The sequence below is a fragment of the Streptomyces sp. NRRL F-5755 genome, assembly GCF_001279365.1.
Taxonomy (GTDB): domain Bacteria; phylum Actinomycetota; class Actinomycetes; order Streptomycetales; family Streptomycetaceae; genus Streptomyces; species Streptomyces rimosus.
Genome location: NZ_LGCW01000310.1, coordinates 14,188 through 40,568, shown reverse-complemented (window position 1 = coordinate 40,568; position 26,381 = coordinate 14,188). Strand labels below are relative to the sequence as shown.

Here is a 26,381-nt window from a genome sequence, read left to right as displayed (position 1 = left end):
GGCCAAGGCTGAGGACCGGGGACGGGGCGGGGGCGAAGCCCAGGGACGCCCACCCGTACGCCAGTCCGTACGCCAATCCGTACACCTACCTGCACGTACGCCTACCCGTACGCCTCCCCACCCACCTCCAGCCCCGCCGTGCCCGCCGTCGTATCCGCCAGCCAGGCGCGGAACGCGTCCAGGTCGGCTTCCGGCAGCCCCACCTCGATCCGTACGTCGGCCCCGTACGTCACCTCGCGCACCGCGCGCCCCGTGGTCCGCAGATCGTTCTCCACCCGGCCCGCGCGCTGGTGGTCGACCGTGACGGTGACCAGCCGGAAGCGCTGCCGGGTCACCGTGCCCAGCGCGTCCAGGGCCTCGCCGACCACACCCCCGTACGCGCGGATCAGACCGCCGGCGCCCAGCTTGATGCCGCCGAAGTAGCGGGTGACGACCGCGACGACGTACCGGACCTCACGGCGGACCAGCATCTGCAGCATCGGCACCCCCGCGGTACCGCCCGGCTCACCGTCATCGCTGGCCTTCTGCACCCCGCCGTCGGCCCCGAGGACGTACGCGAAGCAGTTGTGCCGCGCGGTGGGATGCTCCCTGCGGACGCGCGCGATGAAGTCCTGGGCCTCGCTCTCGGTCGCCACCGGGGCGAGCGAGCAGATGAAGCGGGACTTGCTGATCTCGATCTCGTGAACACCCTCGCGCGCGAGAGTCCGGTACTGCTCCTGCATCCGGCCACCCTATGCGGCGCGGGGAGCGGCCGGTGAACGGCGTCTTTTCTTGTCCTCTCCGGACAGATTCCGCGGTCCGCCGGTATGGACGGGGCACCATCGTGCCCCTGTGCCCGGCGGCCGGCCGCGCCCGTACGAGCGGCGTGCGTCCCCGGCGGCCCCGGGCGGCCCGTCACCGGAAGCGAGGGGTGTTCTCCGTGCCCGACCTCCTTGGCCCGCGGTCACCGCGCCACGACCTGCCCGACGCCGCTCTGATACGCGCGGTACGCGGAGGCCGGGTGGGGCACTTCCGGGAGCTGTACCACCGGCACTACGCGGCCGTGTACGCCTATGCCGCCGCCTGCATGCCCGCTCCCCTGGACGCGCAGGAACTGACCGGCTACGCCTTCGACCAGCTGCTCCAGCAGCTCGTGTCGCCCACCGTGTCCGTCGTACCGCGCGACGACGACTCCCCGCGGCGGGAACTGCTGGACCACGTACGGGCCGGGGCGATCGCCCGCTCGTACCGGGCCGCCGAGGCCCTCTCGCCCGGCTTCCGCGCCTGGACGGCGGCGGGCGCGGCCTGGCCCATCGGCGAGGACGACCAGTTGGCCGACGCGTTCCTGCGACTGCCCTCCGCCGCGCGGTGCCTGCTGTGGCACCTGGTCGTGGAGCAGGACGGCCCGGAGGCGACGGCACTGATCAGCGGCGTGCCCCGGCGGCTGCTGCCGGGCAGCTGCGACCAGGCCCGGTCCATGCTGCGCCAGGCCCGTACCGACCTGTACCTGGAACGGCTGGACCGCCAGGAGTGCCGCGAAGCGGTGGCCCGGCTGGGGCTGAGCGCGGCGGCGCCGCTGGACGAGAGCGGCGCGGCGCACTTCCGCCGCTGCCCGAAGTGCCGGGCGGTGTACGAGGACGTCGCCGACCTCGACACCCGCCTGCGCGAACGACTGCCCGCCCGGCTGCTGGGCTGGTGGCCCGGCGACACCTACCGCAAAACCAAGGCGTCAGTGACCGTACCGCCCCTGGACCCGCCCTTCCTGCAACAACAACTGACCCGCTCGACCGCCTACTCCACACCCCCACCACCAACCTCCCGAAAGAGACCCGCCTCCGCAGCCCTCCATTCCCTCCACGCCCTCCACCTGACCAGCACATTGAGTCTCCGCTCCCCCCGGGCCGCACGCACCGCCCTGGCAGCAGCCCTCTTCACCGCGGGCCTCATCCTGGGCAGCCTGACGGCCCCCGCCTGCACCACCCAAACCACCGGCACACCGCCCCCGAAGGGAATCTTCTACCCCTCGCACACGTTGTCGGGTGCGGATGGCCGCCTACCGCAGGATCCTCAAGGAAACCGGCGGCAGGTGAGCAATCGTGGGGATGTCGACCAACGAGAACCGCCGCTAGCACTCAACGCCGGGTACTCTGCGCTCTCCTTGGCGTGACCGACCGGGAAGCGGAAGTTCCCATGTCCGTCGCACCCGAGTACCTCCATCTGGTGTACAGCGGCCCCTTTTACGCGTTCCTCTACGGCCGTAACAGCGTCGATCCGAAGCGGAAGGCCCGCAGCGTCCGCGAGAGCGCGTCCTGACCGGCGTTCTCAACGTCATCACCCGGGCCGTCGTGCGCGGCGACTCGGTGATGGTCACGAACTTCGGCGCCTTCCGCCGGGTGCGGCGCGAACGGCGGAGCGCCCGCAACCCGCAGACGGGCGGCCGGGTCACGGTCCCCGCCCGGAACGTCGTCGACTTCCGCGTCGCCCCCCCGTTTCGCCGCCCTGGTACGTGACGGCCGCCGGACCCGGACGGCCTCCATCAGCAAACGCGTCACGTCCCGGACCGCGAGCATCCGGTGCCCCAGCGCCCCACCGCCCCGCGGCCGTCCGGCCGGACGGCCGCGCCTTCCCGCCGACTCGTCCGAGGAGGCCGCCCGTACCTGACGACAACCCGCCCGCCGCGTTCGACCTGGACACCGCCCACGAAACGATCAACACCGCCATTCTGGCCCTCATCCGCGCCGCGCTGCGCTCCCCCTGGGAGCCGTACAACCTATGGGAGGGGCGGCTCCCCGGCCTCCGCGACGCCCACCGGCCGCAGCCGCACGCCGCTCCGGAGACGCCGAGTGCCCTGTGCGCGGCGTGCTCCCCCCACGGGACACTCGTCGCCTGGCCCTGCGAGGTGTGGAACACCGCGGAACGCCTCCTGACTCGCGGTGCACCGTGAAGTTGTGCCCGGACGCTGCATCGCGCCCCATGGCAACACTCGACGAACTAATCCGCGGTCTGCTCGACCGGTACGCCGAGGACGACGGCCGCGCTGGCCCGGGACTGCTGCGGCGCCTTGACGACCCCGCGTTGCGCACAAGCCAGCCCCGCCAGAGTGGCGGGCACGCACCGCCCGGCTCCCGGCCGCCGACCCCGCTGGAGGCCGTCCACCGGTCCCAGCGCATCAAGACGGAGGCGATCGCACTCGGCATGGACCTGCGCGGCTCGCCGCACGCCCAGCCTTGGGAAAAGGCACTGCGCGCCCTCCCGCCCAACGCCGAGGCGAGCGACCGGGCGAGCGAGACCGCCCACCTCGTCGGCCTGTGGTACTCGACCGCCCAGACGGTGCTGGGCCTGCGCAGCCCGTCGGTGTATTTCGCCTACGTGCGTTGCCTTGTGTGCGGGGAGCGCACCAATTACGGCCGCGCCGACGAGGACCGGCCGCGCGCCTGGTGCGTCAACGACGCCTGCGTGGACGAGTACACCGGCCGGCCCGGTACGAGGGCGAGCGAGTGTATCTGCTGACGACCAACGTGGCGATGCCAGAACCGCCTTGGTCCGCGTGCTGACCAAGTACCCGACCAGTTCCATCGCGTCTCGTACTGGTAAACTCGCCGCCTTCCGGCCAGCAATTGTCGCCAAGGCCAAGGCACACAGCACCGCAGATGGCGGCCGTCCGGATGTGGGCCAGCTACGTCAGCACTCTCCTCTCCAGATCACTTTTTCGGCCCTTACAGGGTACGCGAAATTAACCTTGTACTGGCCGGGGCCTGGATTGTAGTGGATGCACATTGTTCCGGCGGCGTCATAGTCGAACTGCACGTGGTCGGCGCCGGGAAGGCGGTACCCGTTGTTGAAGACCGACCGAACGCCACCGATGCTGCCGTCCCAGTTGGCACGGGTCCTGCTGAGCATCACTCCCGTCAGGTTCTCCCCGGAGTACATGCAGAAATACCCCTTGAAACAGCCGGGAGGGTCCGGCTCGGCTGACGCGGCAGACGCGGAGGTGAACAAGCTGGCCAAAGCGGCGGTTCCAGCCAACGCGGCCATATTGCTCTTTCGCCTCACAATTCCTCCTTCTTTTGAATGGCCGAGAAAGCGGTGCAGACAGGGGTCTTAATGACGGGGCGCATCACCGGTAACGGCACCCGCGGGCGACTGACGGTGGTCACCTCCCTCGTATTTCTCGTTGTGGATACCCAACTGTGCCGTACCAAGCATGTGGGAATGTATGCGGTGGCCACTCAAGAGGAGAGTGCCTTTTGAGTCGATTTCTCATGGCGCGGCGACCAACACCAACGTCCGTCCCGGCACTGGCTGGTTGTCACAGTGCCGCTGGCAGCTAGCACGGCCGCGTCAAGGCTCCTGACAGACCGGGACCGGGTGGTGGCCAGCGAGCGAGGCGGGTGACTGGCGCCCTTGGACATGCGCCGCTCGCGCCGAAGCCATGAGCGGCGGCAGGTAATCCTCCGGCGCCCCTCCGTGGCTGAGGGCTGGGGGCGTCATCGTCTTCTCCGCCCGACGAGATCATGGCAAGGACGGCGCGGGCCAGCGGTTGGCTCGCCGCAGCGGTCAGGCGGTTCGAGTAGGGAACTGGGGCAGCGCCCCAGATGGCGCGCTCCTATCTGTGATGCTCGCGCCCGGTTCTGCCTCCAGAAAAGCTTGACGTTGCCGGCCCACACGGATGCGGTGACGTCGCGGGTGCCGGTGCCGACGGAGCTGGCAGAAGAGATCGCATCCGCTGCCGGCGTGAGAGCGAACACGCCTGGCCCCACAACCATCAACGCCGCCATCAGTCTCACGTAGCGGGCACGGCGTCCACTGCGAAGCTCCGGCCTTCCGCTGTGCAACTGCCCGACCCTACGCTTGCCCCGAGGCTCCATGCGAGGCGTGACTCCGCGTGTGATGGAGGAGCTGTGGGCACCGGGATACTGATTTTGGTGGGAGCCGCAGGGGGCACTCTGCGTGGGCTCATCGATGCGTACAACTGCCTCATGGCGTGGCAGGACGCCCGACGCCTTCAACGTCAACACTCTGGTGATGCTGAAACAGGGACCGGGACACTCCGGTTCAGCGATTATTTCGATCCAGTTGCCGATCCGATCGCACTCGTTGTTCACGCAGTGATGGGAGGCGGCGCCGCAGCGCTGTTCGGTATGACCGGGCAGATCGACGGCGTGTACGCGACCTTTGCCGTAGGCGCGTCGGCACCCGTGCTATTGACCCAAATGGCCCAGCTGCGGTTCGTCAGCGAAGCGGTCGCCGGAGCGCCGCAGCCAACCAGCGGAGCCGTCACAAACGCCGAAGCCGGCCCGGCCGACACCCCGCCTATGCCGCCTGCGGCACACGCTTCCCCTCAAGCCAGTGAAGCGCGATCCGGCGCGGTGAGGGCGGACGCCAACCGCACGGACGGCGAGATCACGGAGCCGGAGAACCTACCCAGGCGCGGGGAGCCGCGGCGAGTCGACGGCCAGTCCGCGCCTCCCTCCGGCGCTCAGCCCAGGAGAGCGCGCATCGCGCCACCGGACTCCGTCAGCGGTCAGGAGGAGCTCGCATGAAAACCCGAGCTTTCGAGCGACGCCGCATCACAGCCGCAGTACTCGGGGTCAGCCACAGCGCCGTCTCGGATTCCCGCTGGGTCCGTCCGAAAGATATGGCGCTCGGACGGCGCATCACGTCGGCGGTTCTCGGCATCCCGCTACGACGCCCCCGACCTACTGTCATCGCCGAGCCTGCCCGGACCTCGGCCCCCTCACCCACCGTCCAGCTGTCGGAGACCGGACCGGAGACGGGCCAGCATACCCATCAGGCGCCCGAAGCCCCGCCGAGCCCGCCCGCCGCACCACGGATCCGGCCGGCAGCCAAGCCTTCGCACCTGCTGAGCGAGGACCGCGCAGATTTTTCGCAGCTCCTCGACGAGGCGTTGCGCATCACGCGCCCCCGCCTGGGAACGGTGTCCGCTGCGGAGGCGCGGCTCAACACGGAGCAGTTGCGCACTATGGCGCTCAGCGCTAGCACCGCCATCGCCGCGTGTGCGACGGCCGAATATCAACACTACGTACGACTCCGCCACGAGCTGCACAATCCGGCACCCGCGTGGGGCGCTGACGATAGGCAAGGGCAAGTGGGAAGAGGCACTCCAGCAGACGACTCGCACGAATACCACCACGCGGTACGGGTTTCGGACGAGCGAGTCCATGAAGCAAGGTATGACACATCTCTCCAAGCCCCGACCTCGCCGCCTGAGGAAGAACGCCAGCTGAAGCGGCCTTCCATGAGGCTCACGCCGCGCCAAACACCTGCCTCATCATCAAAGACCGGGTCGATTGCAACGACTGCAAGACGAACTCCGCTGCTGGCGGGCATCCTCACCTTGTTCTTCCTCCTCATCGGGGTCGTGCTGCGCGCGGTCGACGTCGCCCCGTCCGTCGCCCGGGCAGCAATCAGCACGGGCTGGGCCTTCGCGGCATTCACCACCGTGGGGGTGATCGCCGCCATGGCGAGACTGCTTCGCACGGCCCGGCACAACGGATCGCTGTTGCGACGTGGCCCAAGCTTCGCCGAAGACTTGAACTACTTGCAGGCCAGTGAGACACGGCAACGAGCGGTGGAAGTAGCTCTTGCCCGGGACGCCTGGCAGAAGGCGCTCATGGAGCACGGCATCCTCCCGTTCCTGCGTCGCGCCCTGGCCGACCCAGCGGATACCGACATTCGCGACCCGAGCCGCTGCGTACCGCGCCGCGGCAGTGTCAGTTACGTTCGATCCCGGGACCATTCACAGCCCGACTCCACCAACCAAGCCGACGGGCCTCCCGCGACTTCCCAACCGCGTCTCACACAGATCGACTACGGGGATGCCGACGAAGAATAAGGTTAGCAACAGCCAGGAATGCGACCCGGACTTGCATGCAGGGCCTGCTTCCCAGGCACTACGCAGGTAGCTGTTGTGTTCGCCCGGGCACGGCTGGCCATCGACTAAACAGAACGCTTCTGATTCTGGGGCCCCGCAGCAGCGGCGGTCCGTTGGCGTCACATTCCGCCGAGGCCCAGACGGTTTCAGCTAATGGAGGTGGGCTGCCTTCTGCCGTAGCTGCTGTGCTTCGCTCATTCCCTCGAAGCGGCGCAGTCGTACGCGCATGTCCCGCAGCGCGGCCTGGACCTTGACCGAGCGGATGCCGTCGGCGCAGTCGAGAAAGGTGTTCCAGGAGGCAAGGGCTCCGTCGAGGTTGCCGCGGCGTAGTCGTACGCCGGCGAGGTCGGCGTGGACGATGGCGCGGGTGCGGCGGCGGTCGAGGCCGTGGATGTCGAGGGCGAGGTGGAGGTGTTCTTCGGCGGCGGGCAGGTCGCCGAGGCGGGAGAGGATCATGCCGGATTCGTGGGCCCAGCGGCCGGGTGAGTAGTGGGCCGCCCAGGAGTCGCCGGGGGTGGCGGCCGGGCGGCCGATGGCTGTTTCGGAGGCGGCGAGGTGTCTGGTGGCCAGGTGTCGGTCGTTGTCCTGGGCCGCGGCGGTGGCGAGGGTTGCCTCGTAGTAGGCGATGGCGCGGGCGTTGTCGAGGTGTTTGCCGTGGTCGACGCAGGCTTCGCCGAGCTGGACGGCTTCGGCTCTGAAGCCGAGGTCGACGCACTGGACGGCCAGGCCGCGCGGGGCGGTGGCCGACAGTTCGGGGTCGTCGGCTTCGGCGGCGAGGCGGAAGGCGTGCGCGTAGTAGCCCTGGGCCAGGCCCCGCAGTTCGGGGGTGTCGCCTTCGTCCTGGGCCATCCATCCGGCCAGGTGCATGAGCTGGGATGCGGCGGCGAACAGGGCGCGGCCGGTGGCTTGGGTGAACGTGCCGTTGAGCCAGGGGGCGACGTCGTCGGTGAGGTAGCGCACGGCGAGGTGGCGGGCGTGGCCGCCGCCGAGTTCGGCGGCGGAGTCGCCGAGCGAGATGACCATGCGCTGGACGGCGGCGACCTCGCCCTTGCCGACGCGCACCGCGCCGGCGGGCGGGTTCTTGGTGCGGCGGGTGATGCTGTCCGGATCGGGCAGGCCGAGGGCGGCGAGGGCGTATCCGCTGGACGCGGTGACGAAGTTCCGGCGGTCCACGTCGCTCCTTCCCAACTCCAGGGCTGAGGCCACGGTATCGGGGCCGGCATCCGCTGGGGGCTGCGCGCGCGGCGGGTCGATCACGCGGACATCCAGATTCAACACCTGGGCGATGTAGGGCCACCAGTATTCGGGCGTGCGGTCGCCCTTGAGCCAGCGCAGCGCGTACTGGCGCTGGAGCCGGGCCGGGTCGCCGGATTCGGCCCTGCCCACCGCGCGGGCGAGGTCGGTCGGGCCCCACCCGCGCTCGGCGCAGGCGTGCCGGATGAGCTGCGCCACCGCGGGGTTCTTCGGCATCCCGGCCCCTTCCTGGACTACGCGGGCCTACACGGGACTACGCCCGGGCCTCTCCCCCGGCGGTCTACCCGCCCCTTCACTGAACTGCACGCACAAACAGTGGAGTTGTCGGCACACGGACACGGGAGCGACCGAGCATGGACTCGACAGTGAAACGCCCGTCGGAGCCGGCCGGGCAGCGGGCTGCGGTCAGCCACGTTGCTCCTGCCGACCGCGACCTGGCCTACGACGCGGACGCCGGGCAGATCAGGCTCCCGGTCACCGTGCACTTCACCGACGGCACCACCGAGGAGACCGTACTGCGCCTGGGACCGGGCCGGGCGGAGCTGCTCGCCATCCAGATCGAGCAGGCCATCGCGCAACGCACCAAAGCCCAGCGGGCGATGCCCGAGTGACCGCGCCTGCCCTCCCTCGATCATGCTCCGCTCCCTCGCAAGGAGGACTCGTGCATCCCAGCTACGACCTGTCCGGGCTGCTCGCCGGCCGTACCGTGCTGGTGACCGGCGGGGCCGGGCTGATCGGCAGCCGCATCACCGGCCTGCTGCACGCCCTGGGCGCCCGCCCGCTGTCGCTGTGCACCCTCGACGCCTACCCCCGCCCCGTCTACCGCGACCTGTTCGGCATCAACCCGGACAGCCCCGACGTGATCACCGGGGACGTGCAGGACACCGAGCTGGTGCGGCATCTGGTGCGCCGCTCGGACTACGTCATCCACGCCGCCCTGGCCGACATCGCCGCCTGCACCCGCGAGCCGATGGTGGCGCTGCGCACCAACATCACCGGCACCCAGGTCCTGCTCGACGCGGTGGCCGCCAGCGATCGTATCCGGCGCTTCGTGCTGACGTCCTCGGCCAGCGTCTACGGCAACGGCAACCCCGACGACTGGTCCTCCCCCTGCCCCGAGCTGCACACCGTGCGCGAACTGCTCGAAGCCGTCTACGGCCGCACCCCGCCCCGCTTCCACGAGCAGGCGCCGCCGCGCCCGCTGTCGGTGTACGCCAACACCAAGGCATGGGCCGAGACCCAGACCGACCTCGTGCTGCGCCCGGCCGGGGTGTCCTGGTGTGTGGTGCGGTACTTCAGCATCTGCGGTGAGCCGCAGGTGGTGAAGCCCGGCAGCCACTCCTGGGTGGTGGCCCACTTCACCGCCCGGGCCGCCCGCGGCCTGCCGCTGCACCTCAACGGCGGCGGCCACCAGATCCGCGACCTGGTCCACGTCGACGACGCGGCCGCGGCCACCGTCCGAGCGCTGGTCGCTCCACGCGCGCACCAGGAGACGGTCAACGTCGGCACCGGCATTCCCACCAGTGTGCGGAAGGTGGCTGAGCTGGTGCGCGGGCACTATCCGGCCACCACCTTCCTGGAAACGCCCATGCCGCCCGGCGACCCGCTCAGCGGCTATGCCAGCACCCACCGGATGACCAACGTCCTGGAATGGCGGCCGTCCGTACCGCTCGCCGACGGCGTACGGCGGTACACGCGGTGGCTGGACCAGCACCCGCAGGCCGTGCCCGAGCAGTGGCAGAGCCCGGACGACCACCCGGTGGGCGCCTAGATGACCGGCGGACGACCGAGACAGGTCATACGCCACACGGTCCGCCACCGCATCGGCTTCCGAGGGCCGCACGGGGTGCGCACGCCTTCGGCGAACCCGCCGAACCACGCCCGCAGCCCGCCCAGCGACCGGGTCCGCGCCAGCGTCAGCCCCGTCCACACCCCCAGGTAGACGGGAACGAGGAGGGCAGGCAGGTGGCGTTTGGCCAGCCAGACCCGGTTGCGGGCCACCATCCGGTAAAAGACCGCGTGCCGGGTCGGCGAGGTCCGCGGATGCTGAAGCACCAACTGCGGCGCGTAGACGATGCGCCAGCCGGCATCCAGCGCCCGCCACGCCAGATCCGTCTCCTCATGGGCGAAAAAGAACGCCTCCGGCCAGCCCCCGACCTCGTCCAGCATCCGCATCGACAGGCTGTGCCCGCCCCCGAGGAAGGTGGTGACCTCCCCGCCGCGCAGCGGATCCCCCGCCCGCAGCCGCGGCACATGACGGCGCTGGGTGAAGCCGGTCTCGTCCGCGATCCGGAAACTGACGATGCCCAGCCGCTCATCGGCGGCGTGCAGCTCGGCGATACGGGCGAACACGTCCGCAGCGATCAGCAGCCCGTCGTCGTCCAGGTCGACCAGCACATCCACATCGCCGAACTCGCGCAGCGTGCGCAGCGCGACGTTGCGCCCGCCGGAGACGCCCAGGTTCTCGTCCAGCTCCACGCCGGTCACCCACTCCGGCAGCTCCGGCAGCGGCGCACCGTTGGCGACGACCACCACCCGCTGCGCGGCAGTGTCCTGTTTGGCGACCGAGTCGAGCAGGGCCCGCAGCTCCGCCGGGCGGTTGCCCATGGTCAACACGGCGACGCCGATACGGGGATGACGCACCGATGAACTCCGTTCTGCTGGCCGGTTGCCCGCGATGCTAACCGGCCCGATCCCAGCCTCGCTCCACCTCACTGACGGAGGACTTATGCCGCAGTTGATCCTCGGCGACTACCTCAGTGCGCCGCGCACCGGGCACCTCGCCCATGGTCCCTACGGGCAACTGGAGAAGGCCGACCTGGCAGAGTTCCTCCGGCACTGGACCGGCCTGCACCGCCAAGCCCTGACCGGGCTGCGCGACCGCATCCACCCCACCGCGCAGATTCACCCGTCCGCGATCATCGGCGACGACGTGATCATCGGCCCGCACGCGCGGGTGCACGAGTTCTCCACCGTCCGCGACGCCAGCGTGCTGTGCGCGGGCGCCCGCGTCGGCTTCAACTGCGAGGTCACCCGCTGCTTCCTCGGCGAACACGCCGTCCTCGGCCACCGCATCGGCATCAACCGCACCCTCGTCGGCGCCGACGCCCACCTGTCCGCCACCCTCACCGTCGCCGCCATCAGCCTGTGGAACACCGACCTGCGCCACCCCGACCGCGAGATCATCTTCCGCGTGCCGGACGGCCTCTACCGCTACGGCACCCCGCGCTTCGGCGGCATCCTCGGCGACCGCTGCCAGACCGGCAACAACATCAGCCTCGGCCCCGGCATCATCGCCATCGGCCCCCGCTGCCGCATCGCCAGCGGCGTCACCCTCGCCGGCCGCGCCGTCCCCGCCGACAGCATCATCGCCGCACCCCATACGGCCGACACCCAGGTCCGGCAATCACCTGCATGCGGCCAACGGGGCTCTGCTACCCGACGCGCTTGAGGTCGTGTAACTGGCAGACAGCCCGGATACGGCGGAGCCTCGGGCACGACAGGATCAGACCGCAGACGCCCGTGTGACGTCCAGCAGATCGGTTTCTTCCTCTTCCCAGATTTCGTACAGAGCATCGGCGTCACGCTCGTTGACGTACGCGATCTCCGCGGCAGTCACCGGGACCACGGTGAGCATCTGCATCTCGGTGCGGCCTTCGGCGTTCTGGACCGATTCGAATCCGTCCTCGATGTAAGGGTGGTTCACAATCATGACACCTGCCATGTCGAGGTCATCCCAGAACGGCTCTGGAGCCGGAATCACTTGGTCGAGTTGCACAGCCTCTCCCATCCTGATGACGAGGTTGGCGGTGAGGGCGACGAGCGCGCGGGCGTAGGCGCGCTGCTCCGGAAGAACCGTACAGGCTAGTTCCATCGGCATGATGGTGGTGATCTTTTGGAAGCGAAGGCCGTTAGTCACTACGGACACCAGGTCTTCTGCGGGCGTCTTGCAGAAGAAGAGGGCGAAGCCGCGGTTCTTTCCCTCGATCACGGGCGGCTCGGCGTCATAAACCTTGCCCAGAAATCCCTCGATGTGATCGATGAAACCGGCGTACGGCTCAGGCGTGCTCATACGATGTTCTCCAAGTTCGCGATGGTTCAGCCGAAGGGGTTAGTTCTATGATGGCGGACACTTCGGCCACTGGAGGTGTGACCAGACCCGTTCGGCGAGTTGGAATTTCCACCCGGGCTTCCGAAATTCGGGTCGTTCAGCATATTCTTGCCGTAGTGCCCGTAGCCGGGGGCCGTGGACTCCGATCCATGACCGACGTTCGTCGACGGATCCTCAACTTGATAATGCTTGGGGTCATTGTATTCGTTTAGCACTTCTTTCCACTTGAACTGACCGGGGTGGTCTTCAACTATATTCTTCAAGCGACGGTACTCACTGTCAGACACATGCCCGAAGTGAAAATTCTGCGGTTTCCCCGAACTGCTCGGAGGGTTGGGGGCTGGACGAGTGAAGCCACTCCCGTCCGTAACGCGCCGCCCCCTCTCATTATATTTAATTGCGTTACCCGCAGCATCCCGCTCACACTTAATGGTCTTGCCCGAGTTGGGGCATATGAAATCCTCACCGTTACTCGCCCGCTTCGCATCCCGAAATACGGCGAACTGTGTCTTTTTGCGCAGCTTTGGGCGTGTGCTCCTGTTCAGCTTCTCCAACTCCATGTTGACGGACGGAGTCGCGCCCGGCTGCGGGCCCCTGGTAGCAGGCTTCTTGCCCTTGTTGATGCCGTCAAAGTGGCGAGCCAGCCCGGCATCATTGTCGAGGTGGTTACGTTTCATCTGCCGCAGGCCATCAGTCATCTGCTTCCGCAGGTGCTTGGCAGCAGTGCCCGTGGCGTCCCGGATTCCGTCCGTCACCCGATCGAGCGCGACATTCGCCGCGTTAGCGATGGGATCCCCTCGCCGCGTGCGCCTTTGATGAGCCCGCGCCCGGTCGATCCGTCCCCGCCCACCGTCACCAAGGGTAGCGCCGCCCCGCTCCAGGCCCGCTACCGCCCGGTCGTAGTCGCCAGGCTGAAAACTGAACCCTCCGCTTGCTCCTCCGCTGCCACTGCCACTGCCAGCGGACAGCAGTTCCATCTGCGCAGCTCCGCTTTTCAGCCCGTCCTTACCGGCACGGGCTGTACGGCCGAGGTCGATGCCTTCCTTGCCCGTCATCGCGTTTGTGCCCAGTTGCACGATCAAGTCGCCCGCCATGGAACCGAGGGCTTCGTACACAGGTCCCATCGCGACATCGACTACATGGCGGGCTATCTCTTCACACACTTCTTTGAAGATGCGCTTTACGGCGATACGGGTCACTTGAGTGGCGGCCAACCCTCCTAGAGTCGAGAGGCCCAGGGTGAACGGTGCTGACGCAGCAGTTGCGATGATCTCTGCGGCTAGGATGCCCAACTGCACTATAGCCGCGAGTTTGGCTCCTTCGATGAGCGTCGCCACACCATCCATGGCGGTAGCTGACACACGACCAGCTTCCGCCAAATTCTTCAGGTGCTTGCCGTTTACCTTCCCCCAGTGTTCTTCCAGGGCTGCCATGGCCATCGAACCGCCCGCGCCGCCGACCAGGTCCGCCAGTGCACGATGCGCCTGCGTGGCGCCGTCATCCACTTGGTCAGCGAACTCGCGCATGGAAGTGGCCATTTCGCGATAGTCATCTTCGTCCACATTTGGCCATGAAACGCCTATGAGGTCCAAAGCTTCGTCCAGCGCCGTCGGCAGTGTGACGCCCAATGCGCACCCCCAGTCAGTAGTCGTGGAAAGGTAGACGATCGTTGCTGCGGTTGAGGTTCCAGCCCGCCCGCCTTACTGCCCCTCCTAGGTCCCCCAGCCCCCCAATTCACAGCTGCCCCTGTGATGGGCTCTGCTGCTGGTCACCTAGGCTCGGATGCGGGCGTGGTACTGAAGTTCCGTGTCCATCTCTCGTATCCCGGCCTCGCTCGCGGACCTGGCCGTACCCGTCGATCAGCTTGCCGCCTACCGCCGCAACCCGCGCACCGGTGATCTCGATGCGTTCGCCGAGTCGCTGTCGACGAACGGCCAGTACCAGCCGTTCGTCATCAACAAGAGCTCGCCGACCGGACGGCTGAAGGAAGTTCTCGCGGGTGGTCACACACTGAAGGGCGGCCGAAGCGTCTCGGCTGGGGCAAGGACGCGGTGACCCGATCGCCACGTGCCCTCCGTAATGCTGCCGTGGCCGTCAGCAAGCTGCTCACCATGTGAGACACACTTGAATGGTGTCTCAGGCTTACGATCGCGACGGCCGTCCCCCTCGCTACCACCCGGCAAGCCGCTTACAGTATCGGCACCTCGCCCGTAGGCTTCCGAGCGTGGGCCAGGCGCCGACGCATCGCTCCGGCGTGCTATCGGAGAACAGGTCGTGCGGGCCATCCCGAAGCCCTGTGGTCCCTCAGCGCCATCGCCGACGCCGTACACCGCGCACACGGCGATTTGACAACGCCCTGACCAGCAGCGCACGCTTCACCGCCTACGGTGCACGAAGTGCGCCCCGAGCCCGGCCGGAGAGCCGGGCTTTCGCATGTCCGCCCCCGTGAGAGGAGAGCGGCCGTGCCGCGTACGAGCATCCCCGTCACCAAGCTGAGCGACGCCGGTGTGGTCGACCCCGTCGAGCAGAACGGCGACCCGGTCAACCAGCACGCGCTGGCCAACACCGGGAAGACGGTGCTCCGTGTGCGCAACGCGCACGCCACCCTGGCGCGCACCCTGACGCTCGTCACCCCGGTCACCGTCGGCGGCAAAGCCGTCGCCGACACCGTGGTGTCCGTACCGGCGACCAGCACCCGCACATTCGGGGACCTCAGCCGCGCCCTGTACGGCACGAACGTTCCCGTCGACGTGGAGACGAGCGGCCTCAAGCTCGTCGCGTTCGAGCCGTAACCGCCTCAGCGGAGGGCGGCGCAGGTCCCTGCACGGAGCCACGCCGCTCCCAACCACCCAGTTCTCTCCGCGCCGCCGTGGCGCCCCGATCACGACAGGGGGTGCCATGGCTTCACCTGCCTGGACGGCCGTACGGCGCCTGGCACTGACCACCACGCTGGCCGTCGGCCTGCTCGGCGTCGTAAGCCCTCCCACCGAAGCGGCGCCGCGCTGGGTGCCGGTGTTCGCCGACGACTTCGACACTCCCGTACCGCTGGGCTCCTTCAGCGACTGCAACCACTACGCGGACACCCCGCGGGCGTACTGCGGCGCCGCCCGGCACCGGAGTGGGCGGCCTTCCACGGGCAGGCCGAACTCGACTATGCCCAGGGGCTGCTGTACTCGGAGACCGGCCATTACCACGCCGCGGTCGGCTTCCTCCGCGCCGCACTCGCGCACCAGGACCGCATCTACGGCCGCAACCGCGCGCTGTACCGGCTCACGCTCAGCCGCGGCCTGGCCAAGTCCGGAGAGGTCGATGAGGGCGCCGCACAAGCCATCGAGAGCCTGGATCATCTCCAAGAAGTCGAGTCGGGCCGTGTAGTGCGGCGTCTGAAAGAGGTGGCCGGCATCCTGAGCACGGTGGACGCCACCTGTGCCCGTGACGCAGCCGACCGCCTGACCGAGTACGTCCACGCGAGGGGAACAGCGTGACGCCGACGTTCCAACGGTACGAGGGCCAAGAGGCCGCACAGCAGCTCGATGCTTTCCTTCCCGCGTACGAAGAGGTATACGCGGAGCCGCCGTACTGCGAGACCCCGCGGGACGTGAAGGACTTCATCGAGCGCTACCAGGTACAGACCCAGCGTCCGGGGATGCGGTTGGTGCTCGCCCGCGATGACGACGAGGTGGTGGGGTTCGCCTTCGGATACCTCCTGGCCGCCGACACACGCTGGTGGCAGAACCTCCAGAAACCACTGCCCGAAGACTTCACTCGCGAGGACGGCCACCGCACGTACGTGATCATCGAGTTGGCTGTCCGAAGCCCGTGGCGGCGCCGCGGCATCGCCGCCGGCCTCCACGCCCACCTCCTGGACGGCCTCGACGCCGAGCGCGTCACCCTGACCGTCCGGCCCGAACCAGAGGCAGCTCCGGCGCAAGCCGCATACGCGGCGTGGGGGTACCGCACGGTCGGTGTGTCGCACCCCTGGGAGGACGCCCCGTACTACGACGCCATGGTCTTGGAACTCCCCGCGGCTCAGAGAGCGGTCGGGGCAGCAATGGGCGGCTGAGGATGCCTCCGGCATGCCGCAGAATGTGGCTGAGGCGAACTGCACGACGTGCGGCTTCGTGACACCGAAGACGGGGTGTCCGCTGTGGCCGGAGAAGCAGGAAGAGTACGAGCAATCCCGAAAGCAAGCCTCGCGGCTGTAAGCGAGAACATCGCCGCTGCGGCCTGACCTGTGCTTTGGAAGCTCCGGGGCAATGCGGCTCAGACAAGTTCCTCGCAAGGTGTCACCGTCATCGCATGAGCCAGAAATCGCGCCAATGTGCGCGCTCCGAGATCAACACCCTCCCGGCTATGGAGGCGAGTTGGGGAGTAGTTTCGCGGTGAGCGTAGGCGTCACGTTCTGACCGAGTTTTGACGTCAGTCAGGGGCTTGCGATGGGACTGTGAGGTGAGCCGCTGTCCTTGGGGGCCTCATGGGTAACTCGCAGTCGAACAGACCGGCACCGAGTCCTACCGGCTCGCCCACACCAAAGCCGAGACCGGATGACGAGGACGGCGTTGGAGAGGGGGAGACCGGTGCCGGGAACAGGCACGATCCGTGAGGACGGCGACGGGCCGGCTGGTGAGGTTCTCTCCCCGGCCGCTACGTGAGGCGGCCCGCGAAGAGCACCCAGCGCAAGACCCGCCACCGCGGCCATGCCCTTCCTCTTGCAGGCACCGGCATTCTCGACACCCAGCTCCTGGCCCGCCGGCCCGATGTCAGCTGGTGTGCTCTTCGACATAGGCGATCATGTCGCCCACGGTGGTGAGGTCCTTGGCGTCCCCTTTAGGCAGCTCGATGTCCATCTGCTGCTCGATCTGCCGACGCAGGCGGGCGGACTGCCGGGCGTCGATGTGGAGATCGGCGACGAAGGAGGACTCGGCGCTGACAGCCTCCTCGGGGATGTCCAGCTGGTCGGCGACGATGCGGGTGACATGTTCCTGAACACGACTCATGGCTGGTCTCCGGGTCACGCCTGATGGGATTTGACGTAGTCGATGGCAGCTTGAACGGTGGTGATCTTCTCTGCCTCCTCGTCGGGGATCTCGGTCTCGAACTCCTCCTCCAAGGCCATCACCAGCTCGACGGTGTCCAGGGAGTCCGCCCCCAGGTCGTCGACGAACGACTTTTCATTGGTCACCTCCTCCTCCTTCACGCCCAGCTGCTCAGCGACAATCTTCTTGACGCGCTCCTCGATGGTGGACACTGCGCCCCTCTCGCCTCGGCATAGCAAGAACCGGGTGAACCTGCCCGCCCCCGCAGGCAGCCGACACCTCACGCAGCGCCAATCACCCAAATGGGGCCAGCCCGAACCGCCCAGCGGCGCCGGGGAGCCGGTCTCGTTGACGGCCCTCTGCCCGAACAAGGTCAAAGCGAGGCACGAGCAGACCCGGCGCCCCGTCAGCACGAGTGAACGCCCCGCGAGCGGCTCCCCCACCCGGATCTCGCCGTAGTTGTTCAAGGCTTGCCCATGGTTCCGCAGCCTGACCCGTCCTACGCTGTAACCCCTACAGCCGGTTCTCGAACCGCAACCGCGCGGCATACCGCGTAGCCGACGTACTCCGGCGCTACGGCAAGCGCATCGTCCCCGTCCACCCCAAAGCCGAACCCGTCCACGGCGAACAGGGCTACCCGACCCTGGCCGCCATCCCCTTTCCCCGTCGACGTCGTGGACGTCTTCGTCAACAGCGAGCTGGCCGGCGCCGTAGCCGACGAGGCCATGACCATCGGCGCCAAAGCTCTCTGGTTCCAACTCGGCGTCATCGACGAAACCGCCTACGCCAAGGCCCGAGAAGCCGGCCTCGACATGGTGATGGACCGCTGCCCGGCCATCGAAATACCGCGCCTGGGCTGAGCATCGGGGCACCCGACCTGTCCGCTCCCACGTCACCGCCGCAGCAACTGCCAGAGCCGGTTGCGTGCGATGGCCTGGGCCACCGGCCAGCCGGTCCAGGACAGGGCCAGGTATCCGTCGGCGGCGCCTACGGCTTCCTTCAGGCCGAGGAGGGTGTAGAGGCTGCCGTTGTCGCACCAGGTGACGCCGGACAGGTCGAGTCGCAGGCAGCGGGTGTCGGACTCGATCAGGGTGACGATGGTGTCGCTGAGGCTGTTGACGGTGTGGACGTCGAACTCACCGGTGAGGAGCAGGGCCGTGCTGCCGTCGGGGGTGCGCTTCACGTCGATGACCAGGCGTGAGTCGGACGGTTCGGCCAGCTGAGGGCCCTGCGGCGGCTGCCGTCGCATGGGCGTCACCTCTTTTCCCCGGGCGATGGCGAGTGGCGTCGGCACGGCGTGCCCGTGCGGACCGGGGCCGGGTGGAAGGCGGGGGGCGTGAGGGTGCGCTGCGGTACCCGTTTCGGGGGTGGGGCTCGTGATGCAGTGTCACGTACGTCCCGTACGGCGGTACGGGGCCGGCGTCGGTGTGCGGGGCCCGGGGCGCGGCGGCAGCGCATGGCGTGTCTGCGTGATGAAGGTCCACCGGCATCCTCCGAGCGCTGATCGGGGCACAGCCCACCCGACGCCGACCAGACTTCCCGGCACACCGCACGCCTGACACGTGTTACTGGCAGCGTACGAGCCGAGGCGTTGCTTGGCCCGGACATCGGTCGCACGCAGTGCGCCTTTCGCACCGTCACCCCGCAACGGACACACGCTCTTCACCGATGCGCGGGGCACATCCGTGCACTGCCGCACTCCGGAATCCCTGTGGCACCGGCATCGTCTGCTACCGCCGGGGAAGGTACGGCGGCTTCGGTGGCCGTTCATCGAAGTGCTGGTCTAGGGAAAACAGGCGTGGGGCATACCGTCGGTATGACATTGCAGGACCACCACCCGCCTGCCGCCGGGCCCGGGGACGAGAACGAGCGGCCGCTCGACGAGGTCGCCGCCGAGCACGCCGCGCTGATGACACAAGCCGCCGTGCGGGCCCGAAGCTGCCTGGAGGTCGACGACCTCCGGGGTGCTTTCACGGCCGCCTGTGAAGTCCAGGCCGCGTGCGGCCTCGTATCCGAAGCCCTGGTCGTCATGCTGTCGCGCCAGCGGCTGGTGGCCAGGGGCCTGCTGGAGAATCCGGCGGCGGAGCCCAAGGACCATCGGGACGGTGACGCGCCGAGTGGGACAGCGGTGACGTGATGGCGAAGAGCCCTCATGGTGGGCGTGGTTTGGATGGCTCGGCCGGTGTGACCGGCCCATCCGTCCGGCTCCGCGCGTGAGACCGGGGCATACGGGTACCGGTGAAGGACGGGGAGCGCCGACGCGGCGTCGTGGCCGGTCGGCGGACTCGCGTCCCGGGACGCGGCTCCTCTCCACGTCCCGGGCGGGTGCCGCGCCGGTCGTGGCCGGGGTTGCGAGTGTGCCCCCGGGACGGGCGGGCACCGGCCGGATCCATGTGTCCGCTGTTGGAAGCGCGGATCCGGCAGCCTGCGCGAGCGTCTCCGGCCACTCGGCCGTACGAACAGCCGGGCGAACAGCCGGGCGAACAGCCGGAACAATCCTGCCAGGAACCCGGCAGGCCCTAACAGGGTAGGAGCGCCGGGAAAGCCGCTCAACGCGCGTCTCCGTACGGGCGGTTCCCCACGGCCGCCAGCTCGCTCACGCAAGAAGATCTACTGGTCCAGACGTTGCCGTAGCTCGTCCGGCGGCCTCGTGGACCGGCCCGTCCGCCGCGGTGGACGGGCCACGATGTCGTCAGCCGGGCATCAAGCTGTTGATTCCCCCAATCCTCGAAGCGGCCTGGGACGAGTTGCGCGAGCGGGGCTACGCGAACCTGACCGTCGACTCCGTCGCCCGGCGGGCCGGAACCAGCAAACCGGTGCTCCACCGGCGCTGGGCGGACAAGCAGAAGCTGGTCGAGGCCGCAGTCGTACGCCGCAACGCCGATCAAATGGTCCCACCGGCCGACACCGGGACCCTGCGCGGCGACCTGATCACCACCCTCACCGAGACGAGCGAGCGACAGGGACCGTTCCTCTCCTCGTTCAACTCAGCCTGCTGCTCGCCGGCTACTTCGCCGAGACCGATCCCAGCTTCGCCGGTCTGCGCGAGATGATCGTCGCGGCCGCCGCTCCGAACGCGACGAGATCATGCGGCGCGCGATCGAGCGCGCCGAACTCGATCCGGCCAAGCTCACGCCGCGCATCGCCAACCTCCCCTTCGAGCTGCTCAGGGGCGAGATGATGATGACGCTGCGACCGGCGGGTCCCGAGGAGATCGAGGAGATCGGGGGAGACCGAGAGAGACCGAGGAGATCGTCGATACGATCTTTCTCTCGCTGGTCCGCCGGTAGTGCCCTGTCGGCTCCTCTAGGACGCGGCGTCGATCAGGAACTTCTGGGCGGTGCTCCCCGTGCAGCGCTGGAGCATGACTTCGACGCCCACGGCCGTACGGGAGTCCCTTACGCCCAGGCACCGCTGTCCGCCGGCGCGGAAGACGTACCGGCCGTGTTCCCCGCCCGTACCGGACGGTTCCCGCTCGACGCGGAAGCTGCTCGCCTCGCCGCAGGCGTTCCGCGGTTCCAGCAGCCCGTCCGCCGGGCCGCCGGACAGGGCCTTCAGGCAGCCCTTTCCGCGGGCGGGGTCGGGGTGCACCCAGGCGATGCGGTAGGTGTGCGCACCGGCCGGTTCCAGCTTGGTGCGCTGCGGTGCGACGTCCCCGCACGGCCGTTGTACGGCCACCACGCCACCGTAACGACCCTCCTGGGCCGGGCCTTCGGTCACGCAGAGGGTGGGTGCCACGGCGGGACGGATTCGTATCCAGCCCGCGGGAGCGGCCCGCCGGGCACCCGCCTTCGCGCCGGTTGCCGTGTCGCCACCGCGTCCGGACTGCCGCTGGTCCGGCGTGGGGGCTCCGGTCGTGGTTCCGTGCTTGCCGGGCGTAACGGCAGCGGAATCCGCAGGGGAGCCCCCGTCCCCGGAAGTCAGCGCCCAGGCCGTGACGCCCATCGCGGCAAGGGCGGCCGCCGTTGCGAAGAGGAGTGGGGTGCGGCGGCCGATGCGTTTGGGGGCCGTCGCGGGTCCGGCCATTGCCTGTTCACCCACTGCCGGTTCGGTCGACGCCGCTTCACTGACCGTCGCTGACTCACTCGCCGGTCCCATCGGGTTACGGGCCCGTGCCGCCACGTTCTCGCGGGCCTCCAGCCAGGCCGTCAGCCGCTCCTCCTCCCCGCAGGCGCGTACGAAGACGGCCAGGACTTCCGGGCGCGGCAGCCGCCGGCCGCCCAGGACGTCCGCGAGGGTGCTGCGCGCCAGCACCTCGCCCTGCTCGGCGGCGCGCTGTTCGAGCTGCCGGTAGGTGAGGCCGCGGCGCTCCTTGAGGTCCCGCAGCATGGCGAGAAATTCCGTTACGTCACGGGCCGTGGCCGGATCCGTGTTCCCCCTGATGTCCATGGCGCGAATGATCGGGCACCCGGCCCGGTGCGGCTATACGAGAACCCGCCAACTGTGCGCGGTTCCGGACAGCGGCCGGACAGCGGCCGGACAGCAATCGGACAACGACCGGACACACTCGGGCCAGGGATGCTCATCAGGCCGGACATCGTTCCGGCAGTACCGGACACGGCGCGGGGGCGAACCGCCGTTCAGCCCGCTTCCGCGGCTGTTTTCGGACAGCCCAGCCCTTCGACAACCGTCGCTCCCGGCAGTTCCCCCAGCGCCTTGCCCGGGACGATGAGCTTGCCGCGCCGGCCGCCGCTGCCGATCAGTACGTACGGGGTGTCCGCCACGTCGGCGTCCAGGAACAGGGGCCAGTCGGCGGGCAGGCCGATCGGGGTGATGCCGCCGTACTCCATGCCGGTCTCGCCGACGGCGGTGTCCATGGGAGCGAACGACGCCTTGCGGGCGCCGAGTTGGCGGCGTACCGCCCCGTTCACGTCGACCCGGGTGTGCGAGAGGACGACACAGGCGGCGAGGGTGACGGCGCCGCCCCGCTTGCCCGCCACGACCACGCAGTTCGCCGACTGCTCCAGGAGCCACGCGCCGTGATGCTCCACGAGGACGGCGGTGTCCGCGATCGCCGGGTCGGTGTCCACGTAGTGGAACTGCTCGACCGGCACGGTCCCCCGCCAGCCGCGGAGCGCGGCGGCGACCGGTTCGGGCAGCAGGTCCAGGCAGTCGAGGGCGGGGCGGACCGCGTCGAAGGCATCCATGGGCACGGGCATGCGGCCCAAGCTAACAGGGCGTCCGGGCCGTACGGTGTGCCGTCTCAGCCGGTGAGCGGGATGAGGACCGCCATCGTCATCACCAGCGGGCGGTCACCGTCGTTGCGGTAGCCGTGCGCCACCTTGGCCTCGAACGTCGCCGAACCGCCCGTGGGCACGGTGTGCTCCACGCCGTCCACCACGAGCGTCAGCTCGCCCTCCGTGACGTGGAGCAGTTCGACCGAGCCGGGCGGGTGCGGGTCGGAGGCGCTCTGCTCGCCGGGCATCAGCCGCCACTGCCACAGCTCGAAGGGGCCGGGGGCCTCCCCGCCGATCAGGAGGGAGGTGTAACTGCCCGCTTCGGTGGACCACATGCGGACCGCGTCACCCGGCGCCACGATCCGTACGTCCGGGCCCTGCTCGTAGTCGAGGAGGGTGGTGATGCTGACGCCCAGCGCGTCGGCGATCTTGGCGGTGGTGCCCACGCTCGGGTTGGTCCGGGCCTGCTCGATCTGGATGATCATGCCGCGGCTGACCCCGGCGCGGGCGGCCAGCGCGTCGAGCGTGTAGCCGCGCTCGGACCGCCAGTGCTTGAGGTTGCGGGCCAGCGACTGGGTGAGCTGGTCGAGGTCGGTCACGGTCCGGTCCGTCCAGGGGTCGGTGTGCGGGGGGGCTGCGGTGTGGCGCGTGGTGCACTTCGGCGTGCAACACACTGTACTGCGACGGGCGGCCGCCCCTGCGCCGCAGCTCAGCACCGCTCCGGCGCCGCCCCCTGGTCAGCCGTTCGCTCGGCCGGCCCCCCGCAGCACCCTCAGCCCCACAGCCCCTCAGCGATGCTGCTCGATAAGCGCCCGGGCCATCCCCTGCGCCCTCCGGGCAGCCTCCCGGTCGCCCTCGGCCGCCGAGATGATCGAGCCTTTCATCAGGATGTGCCACGAGCGCGCGAAGGCGTCGGTGTCCCGGAGACCGGCCTCCTCCGCCAGCGACCGTACGAAGGCGCGGATGTTCTCCAGGTAGGTGATGCTCGCCCGGCCCAGCGGGTGGTCCCGGCCCATTTCCAGCAGGACGTTGATGAAGGTGCAGGCGTCGAAGTCGGGCCGACGAAACCATTCGTCGAACACGTCGAAGACGGCGAGCAGCTGCTCCTCCGGGGTCGTGCCCCGCTGCCGCGCGCCGGCCGCCACGTAGCCCTGCGTCCAGCGCCGCTCGCGGCACCGGAGGAACTCCAGCACCAGCTCGTCCTTGGAGGGGAAGTTGCGGTAGAGGGTGGCCTTGGCCACCTGGGAGCGGGCGATGACCTCGTCGACGCCGACCGCGCGGATCCCGCGCCGGGAGAACAGCTCGTACGCCGTCTCCAGGATGCGTTCGCGTGCCGTGGCGGACGGGCGGGCGGCCGGTGCCGCGGCTCTCGCGCCGGTGGCGTCCCCTGAAGCCATCGGGTCCCCCTGATGAACGTGGCGGTGATCGCGGACATGCTCATCCCCCCTGACACCGTACGGGCCCGGCCACCGGGACAGAACGGCCGGGCCGGACTTCGACACCTCTTTGACGGACCGGACGGACGGGAAGGATCTCTGCGACGGACGGGAAGGATCTCTGCGGCGCTTCCCCTCGGCCGTCCACGTGGACGGTACGCGCCGGGCTGGTCACACCGGGGTGGCGGCGGCTACCGTCCGCGCATGGAAGGAGTCCAGGCAGTCTTCGATCCCTGGTCGCCGGATTTCGTCGCCGACCCGTATCCCGCCTACGCCGAGCTGCGCGCCCGCGGCCGGGTGCACTACTTCGCGCCGTCGGACCAGTGGCTCGTCCCGCACCACGCGGACGTCGCGGCGCTGCTCCGCGACCGCCGGCTGGGCCGTACGTACCGGCACCGCTTCACGCACGAGGAGTTCGGCCGCAGCGCCCCGCCGCCGGAGCACGAGCCGTTCCACGTGCTCAACGACAACGGCATGCTCGACCTGGAGGCGCCCGCCCACACCCGCATCCGCCGTCTGGTCTCGAAGGCGTTCACCGCCCGTACGGTCGAGCGGCTGCGGCCGTACGTCGAAGCCCTGGCGGACCGGCTGGCCGCGGATCTGGTCGCGGACGGCGGCGGGGACCTCGTGGCGCGGGTCGCGGAGCCGCTGCCCGTCGCGGTGATCGCCGAAATGCTCGGCATTCCCGAGGCCGACCGGCAGCTGCTGCGCCCCTGGTCGGCCGCGATCTGTGGGATGTACGAGCTGAACCCGCCGGAGGAGACGGCCCGGCGCGCGGTGGCCGCTTCACTGGAATTCTCCGGCTACCTGCGGGAGTTGATCGCCGCTCGGCGCAGCGCGCCCGGAGACGACCTGATCTCGGGGCTGATCGCCGCGTACGACGAGGGCGAGTCGCTGAGCGAGCAGGAGATGATCTCCACCTGTGTGCTGCTGCTGAACGCGGGGCACGAGGCCACCGTCAACGCGACGGCCAACGGCTGGTACGCGCTCTTCCGCCACCCCGAGCAGCTGGCGGCCCTGCGCGCGGACCCGACCGCGCTGCTCCCCACCGCCGTGGAGGAACTGCTGCGCCACGACACCCCGCTCCAGCTCTTCGAACGCTGGGTGCTGGACGACATCGAGATCGCCGGTACGGTCGTGCCGCGCGGCAGCGAGGTGGCGCTGCTCTTCGGCTCGGCCAACCACGACCCGGCGGCCTTCAGCCACCCCGAACGGCTCGACCTCGCCCGCAAGGACAACCCGCACATCTCCTTCAGCGCCGGTATCCACTACTGCATCGGCGCTCCCCTGGCCCGTATCGAACTGGCCGCCTCACTGGCGGCGTTGCTTCGCCGGGCCCCTGACCTGCGCCTGGCCGCCACGCCGGAACGCAAGCCGAATTTCGTGATCCGGGGGCTGCGCGAGCTGCTGGTCGCGGTATGAGCGCGCCTAACCAGACCCGCCGCCCACCGCGTCCTGAGGTACGTACACCACCCACACCTGTCCGGACGCGAACGCGAGCCGGGTGCCCGACGCGGTGGTGAAGTCCGTGCCGCCGTCGGCGGACGGCCGCGACCAACGGGCCTCGTACGCCTTGCCGTCGCGCAGTACGCGGGCGGGTCCGGCGCCGGTGGTCTCGGTGTACGGGGAGTAGGCGCCCATGCGGTCGTGGTAGCGGGAGGCGTGGATGCGTACGCCCTGGACGACGACCGTGGGCACCGCGAGCCGCTGTCCGCCCGAGGCGCGCACCGGGTCGCCATCCATGGACACCAGCCAGCCGTGCCGTTCCGCCGACCAGTCGAAGGTGAAGCGGGCGGACGGGTACCGGGCCGTGTACGAGGAGGTGGCGCGGCCGCCCGACGGCGCGGCGCCGAAACGGAAGCCGATGTCGCGGGCGGTGCTCGCGTTGGGCGCCGCCTTCAGGGCGCGCGCGGGGCTGACATAGAGGTTGTGCGGCGCCGTGCGCTCCTTGCTGCGGGAGTAGGCGCCGCCCGCCTTGCCGGGCGGCAGCGGATACAACGGGGCGGCTTCGACGACCGGGTCCAGCTTGGTCTGCGTACCGGAGTAGGCGAACGCGGGGCGGCCGAACTGGCGCAGCAGTTCCAGGTCGGATTCGCGCGCGCTGCGCACCGGGCCGACGGACTCCGGCAGCCGGGAGGAGTAGACGGCCAGCAGCCGGGAGAGCCCGGCCTCGACCCGCTCCACGTAGACGAGGTCCGCGCCGTCGAGGCCCGTCTGCGGGCGTGCGGCACGTACGTTGTCGATCTTCACGGCGAGGACCGGAGCGGACCGTGCGGCCTTCCCGGTGAACGGTGAACGCCCGCCGGTCCCGCCCTGCTGACAGCCGCTCGCCGCGCCGGCCAGCAGCGCGCAGAGCAGCGCCGCCGTCGCCGTCCCCGTACGCCTCGTCAACCGCACCGTGGTCCTCCCGTCCGGCACCGCCCCGCCCGACGAGGACACCACAGGAACGGCCGTGTGGCGAGAGGGCACTGGGCCGCTCGGGGCAGGCCGCCG

29 protein-coding genes and 1 pseudogene are annotated in these 26,381 nt (G+C 69.4%); 16 read left to right on the top strand and 14 right to left on the bottom strand.

What is annotated here, in order from left to right; translation table 11 throughout:
- Positions 1–101: 101 nt before the first annotated feature.
- Positions 102–722, bottom strand: coding sequence for a YigZ family protein (locus tag ADK86_RS36755; protein WP_053700529.1), 621 nt, complete (start codon positions 720–722; stop codon positions 102–104).
- A gap of 197 nt (positions 723–919) precedes the next feature.
- Between ADK86_RS36755 and ADK86_RS36750 the strand changes: the two genes are divergently transcribed.
- The 4 genes from ADK86_RS36750 (at position 920) to ADK86_RS36745 (ending at position 3,489) form a co-directional block, all read left to right on the top strand.
- Positions 920–2,146: a hypothetical protein gene (locus ADK86_RS36750; protein WP_159394049.1), complete on the top strand. Its 1,227-nt coding sequence runs from the start codon at positions 920–922 to the stop codon at positions 2,144–2,146.
- A gap of 23 nt (positions 2,147–2,169) precedes the next feature.
- The gene (locus tag ADK86_RS45350) at positions 2,170–2,292 is read left to right on the top strand and encodes a hypothetical protein (protein ID WP_267888833.1); all 123 of its coding nucleotides are present in this window, start codon (positions 2,170–2,172) and stop codon (positions 2,290–2,292) included.
- A 32-nt stretch (positions 2,293–2,324) separates the two neighbouring features.
- Positions 2,325–2,489 (top strand): HU family DNA-binding protein, encoded by a 165-nt coding sequence (locus tag ADK86_RS45850; RefSeq protein ID WP_420718905.1) that lies wholly within the window; start codon positions 2,325–2,327, stop codon positions 2,487–2,489.
- A 463-nt stretch (positions 2,490–2,952) separates the two neighbouring features.
- Positions 2,953–3,489 (top strand): hypothetical protein, encoded by a 537-nt coding sequence (locus ADK86_RS36745; RefSeq protein WP_053700527.1) that lies wholly within the window; start codon positions 2,953–2,955, stop codon positions 3,487–3,489.
- A gap of 171 nt (positions 3,490–3,660) precedes the next feature.
- Here ADK86_RS36745 and ADK86_RS36740 read toward each other — a convergent pair whose 3' ends face one another.
- Positions 3,661–4,032 (bottom strand): peptidase inhibitor family I36 protein, encoded by a 372-nt coding sequence (locus ADK86_RS36740; protein WP_234346288.1) that lies wholly within the window; start codon positions 4,030–4,032, stop codon positions 3,661–3,663.
- A gap of 926 nt (positions 4,033–4,958) precedes the next feature.
- Between ADK86_RS36740 and ADK86_RS41875 the strand changes: the two genes are divergently transcribed.
- Together ADK86_RS41875 and ADK86_RS43555 are read left to right on the top strand one after the other, a co-directional pair.
- Positions 4,959–5,522 (top strand): hypothetical protein, encoded by a 564-nt coding sequence (locus ADK86_RS41875; RefSeq protein ID WP_199834542.1) that lies wholly within the window; start codon positions 4,959–4,961, stop codon positions 5,520–5,522.
- Positions 5,519–6,835 carry a hypothetical protein gene (locus ADK86_RS43555; RefSeq protein ID WP_159394048.1) on the top strand — a complete coding sequence of 439 codons (1,317 nt, stop codon included), beginning with the start codon at positions 5,519–5,521 and terminating at the stop codon, positions 6,833–6,835. The genes ADK86_RS41875 and ADK86_RS43555 overlap by 4 nt, the downstream gene beginning before the upstream one ends.
- Positions 6,836–7,024: 189 nt before the next feature.
- Here ADK86_RS43555 and ADK86_RS36730 read toward each other — a convergent pair whose 3' ends face one another.
- On the bottom strand, positions 7,025–8,344 hold the full coding sequence (locus ADK86_RS36730) for a tetratricopeptide repeat protein (RefSeq protein ID WP_234346286.1): 1,320 nt from the start codon (positions 8,342–8,344) through the stop codon (positions 7,025–7,027).
- Positions 8,345–8,481: 137 nt separating this feature from the next.
- Here ADK86_RS36730 and ADK86_RS36725 point away from each other — a divergent pair, with 137 nt between their 5' ends.
- On the top strand, positions 8,482–8,739 hold the full coding sequence (locus ADK86_RS36725) for a hypothetical protein (protein ID WP_053700524.1): 258 nt from the start codon (positions 8,482–8,484) through the stop codon (positions 8,737–8,739).
- A 50-nt stretch (positions 8,740–8,789) separates the two neighbouring features.
- Positions 8,790–9,899 (top strand): NAD-dependent epimerase/dehydratase family protein, encoded by a 1,110-nt coding sequence (locus ADK86_RS36720; RefSeq protein ID WP_234346285.1) that lies wholly within the window; start codon positions 8,790–8,792, stop codon positions 9,897–9,899.
- On the opposite strand, the gene ADK86_RS36715 is transcribed toward ADK86_RS36720, so the two are convergent.
- Positions 9,896–10,771: a glycosyltransferase family 2 protein gene (locus tag ADK86_RS36715; protein WP_053700523.1), complete on the bottom strand. Its 876-nt coding sequence runs from the start codon at positions 10,769–10,771 to the stop codon at positions 9,896–9,898. The two genes, ADK86_RS36720 and ADK86_RS36715, sit on opposite strands and share 4 nt — an antisense overlap.
- Positions 10,772–10,856: 85 nt before the next feature.
- Between ADK86_RS36715 and ADK86_RS36710 the strand changes: the two genes are divergently transcribed.
- Complete coding sequence (locus ADK86_RS36710) at positions 10,857–11,579, top strand: transferase (protein ID WP_053700522.1); 723 nt, start codon at positions 10,857–10,859, stop codon at positions 11,577–11,579.
- A gap of 54 nt (positions 11,580–11,633) precedes the next feature.
- On the opposite strand, the gene ADK86_RS36705 is transcribed toward ADK86_RS36710, so the two are convergent.
- Both ADK86_RS36705 and ADK86_RS45075 read right to left on the bottom strand, forming a co-directional pair.
- On the bottom strand, positions 11,634–12,200 hold the full coding sequence (locus tag ADK86_RS36705; RefSeq protein ID WP_053700521.1) for a suppressor of fused domain protein: 567 nt from the start codon (positions 12,198–12,200) through the stop codon (positions 11,634–11,636).
- Between the two features lie 26 nt (positions 12,201–12,226).
- Complete coding sequence (locus ADK86_RS45075; RefSeq protein WP_234346284.1) at positions 12,227–13,801, bottom strand: HNH/ENDO VII family nuclease; 1,575 nt, start codon at positions 13,799–13,801, stop codon at positions 12,227–12,229.
- Positions 13,802–14,045: 244 nt separating this feature from the next.
- On the opposite strand from ADK86_RS45075, the gene ADK86_RS36695 reads away from it, so the two are divergent.
- The 3 genes from ADK86_RS36695 (at position 14,046) to ADK86_RS36680 (ending at position 16,302) form a co-directional block, all read left to right on the top strand.
- A complete protein-coding gene (locus ADK86_RS36695) occupies positions 14,046–14,294 on the top strand; it encodes a ParB N-terminal domain-containing protein (RefSeq protein ID WP_053700519.1) in 249 nt (82 codons plus the stop codon).
- A 407-nt stretch (positions 14,295–14,701) separates the two neighbouring features.
- The gene (locus tag ADK86_RS36690) at positions 14,702–15,031 is read left to right on the top strand and encodes a hypothetical protein (RefSeq protein ID WP_053700518.1); all 330 of its coding nucleotides are present in this window, start codon (positions 14,702–14,704) and stop codon (positions 15,029–15,031) included.
- 689 nt (positions 15,032–15,720) lie between these two features.
- Complete coding sequence (locus tag ADK86_RS36680) at positions 15,721–16,302, top strand: GNAT family N-acetyltransferase (protein WP_053700516.1); 582 nt, start codon at positions 15,721–15,723, stop codon at positions 16,300–16,302.
- Positions 16,303–16,999: 697 nt separating this feature from the next.
- Here the strand turns inward: ADK86_RS36680 and ADK86_RS36675 are convergent.
- Positions 17,000–17,236, bottom strand: coding sequence for an acyl carrier protein (locus ADK86_RS36675; RefSeq protein ID WP_053700515.1), 237 nt, complete (start codon positions 17,234–17,236; stop codon positions 17,000–17,002).
- Positions 17,237–17,250: 14 nt separating this feature from the next.
- A complete protein-coding gene (gene acpP, locus ADK86_RS36670) occupies positions 17,251–17,487 on the bottom strand; it encodes an acyl carrier protein (protein ID WP_053700532.1) in 237 nt (78 codons plus the stop codon).
- Between the two features lie 314 nt (positions 17,488–17,801).
- On the opposite strand from acpP, the pseudogene ADK86_RS36665 reads away from it, so the two are divergent.
- Positions 17,802–18,135, top strand: a pseudogene (locus ADK86_RS36665) (CoA-binding protein); the annotation flags it as partial.
- A 32-nt stretch (positions 18,136–18,167) separates the two neighbouring features.
- Here ADK86_RS36665 and ADK86_RS36660 read toward each other — a convergent pair.
- The gene (locus ADK86_RS36660; protein WP_053700514.1) at positions 18,168–18,524 is read right to left on the bottom strand and encodes an STAS domain-containing protein; all 357 of its coding nucleotides are present in this window, start codon (positions 18,522–18,524) and stop codon (positions 18,168–18,170) included.
- A 567-nt stretch (positions 18,525–19,091) separates the two neighbouring features.
- Between ADK86_RS36660 and ADK86_RS36655 the strand changes: the two genes are divergently transcribed.
- Together ADK86_RS36655 and ADK86_RS45070 are read left to right on the top strand one after the other, a co-directional pair.
- Complete coding sequence (locus tag ADK86_RS36655) at positions 19,092–19,412, top strand: hypothetical protein (RefSeq protein WP_159394047.1); 321 nt, start codon at positions 19,092–19,094, stop codon at positions 19,410–19,412.
- A gap of 574 nt (positions 19,413–19,986) precedes the next feature.
- Complete coding sequence (locus ADK86_RS45070) at positions 19,987–20,328, top strand: helix-turn-helix domain-containing protein (protein ID WP_234346282.1); 342 nt, start codon at positions 19,987–19,989, stop codon at positions 20,326–20,328.
- Positions 20,329–20,581: 253 nt separating this feature from the next.
- Here the strand turns inward: ADK86_RS45070 and ADK86_RS40290 are convergent, their stop codons facing one another.
- From ADK86_RS40290 to ADK86_RS36635, 4 genes are all read right to left on the bottom strand, one after another.
- Positions 20,582–21,664 carry a helix-turn-helix domain-containing protein gene (locus tag ADK86_RS40290; RefSeq protein WP_063789177.1) on the bottom strand — a complete coding sequence of 361 codons (1,083 nt, stop codon included), beginning with the start codon at positions 21,662–21,664 and terminating at the stop codon, positions 20,582–20,584.
- 191 nt (positions 21,665–21,855) lie between these two features.
- Positions 21,856–22,434 (bottom strand): YbaK/EbsC family protein, encoded by a 579-nt coding sequence (locus ADK86_RS36645; protein ID WP_053700512.1) that lies wholly within the window; start codon positions 22,432–22,434, stop codon positions 21,856–21,858.
- A 44-nt stretch (positions 22,435–22,478) separates the two neighbouring features.
- On the bottom strand, positions 22,479–23,051 hold the full coding sequence (locus tag ADK86_RS36640; RefSeq protein WP_053700511.1) for a helix-turn-helix domain-containing protein: 573 nt from the start codon (positions 23,049–23,051) through the stop codon (positions 22,479–22,481).
- 189 nt (positions 23,052–23,240) lie between these two features.
- Positions 23,241–23,849 (bottom strand): TetR/AcrR family transcriptional regulator, encoded by a 609-nt coding sequence (locus ADK86_RS36635; protein ID WP_053700510.1) that lies wholly within the window; start codon positions 23,847–23,849, stop codon positions 23,241–23,243.
- A gap of 243 nt (positions 23,850–24,092) precedes the next feature.
- Here ADK86_RS36635 and ADK86_RS36630 point away from each other — a divergent pair, with 243 nt between their 5' ends.
- Complete coding sequence (locus ADK86_RS36630) at positions 24,093–25,310, top strand: cytochrome P450 (protein ID WP_053700509.1); 1,218 nt, start codon at positions 24,093–24,095, stop codon at positions 25,308–25,310.
- 6 nt (positions 25,311–25,316) lie between these two features.
- Here the strand turns inward: ADK86_RS36630 and ADK86_RS36625 are convergent, their stop codons facing one another.
- A complete protein-coding gene (locus ADK86_RS36625; protein ID WP_053700508.1) occupies positions 25,317–26,279 on the bottom strand; it encodes a DUF3048 domain-containing protein in 963 nt (320 codons plus the stop codon).
- Between the last annotated feature and the right edge of the window lie 102 nt (positions 26,280–26,381).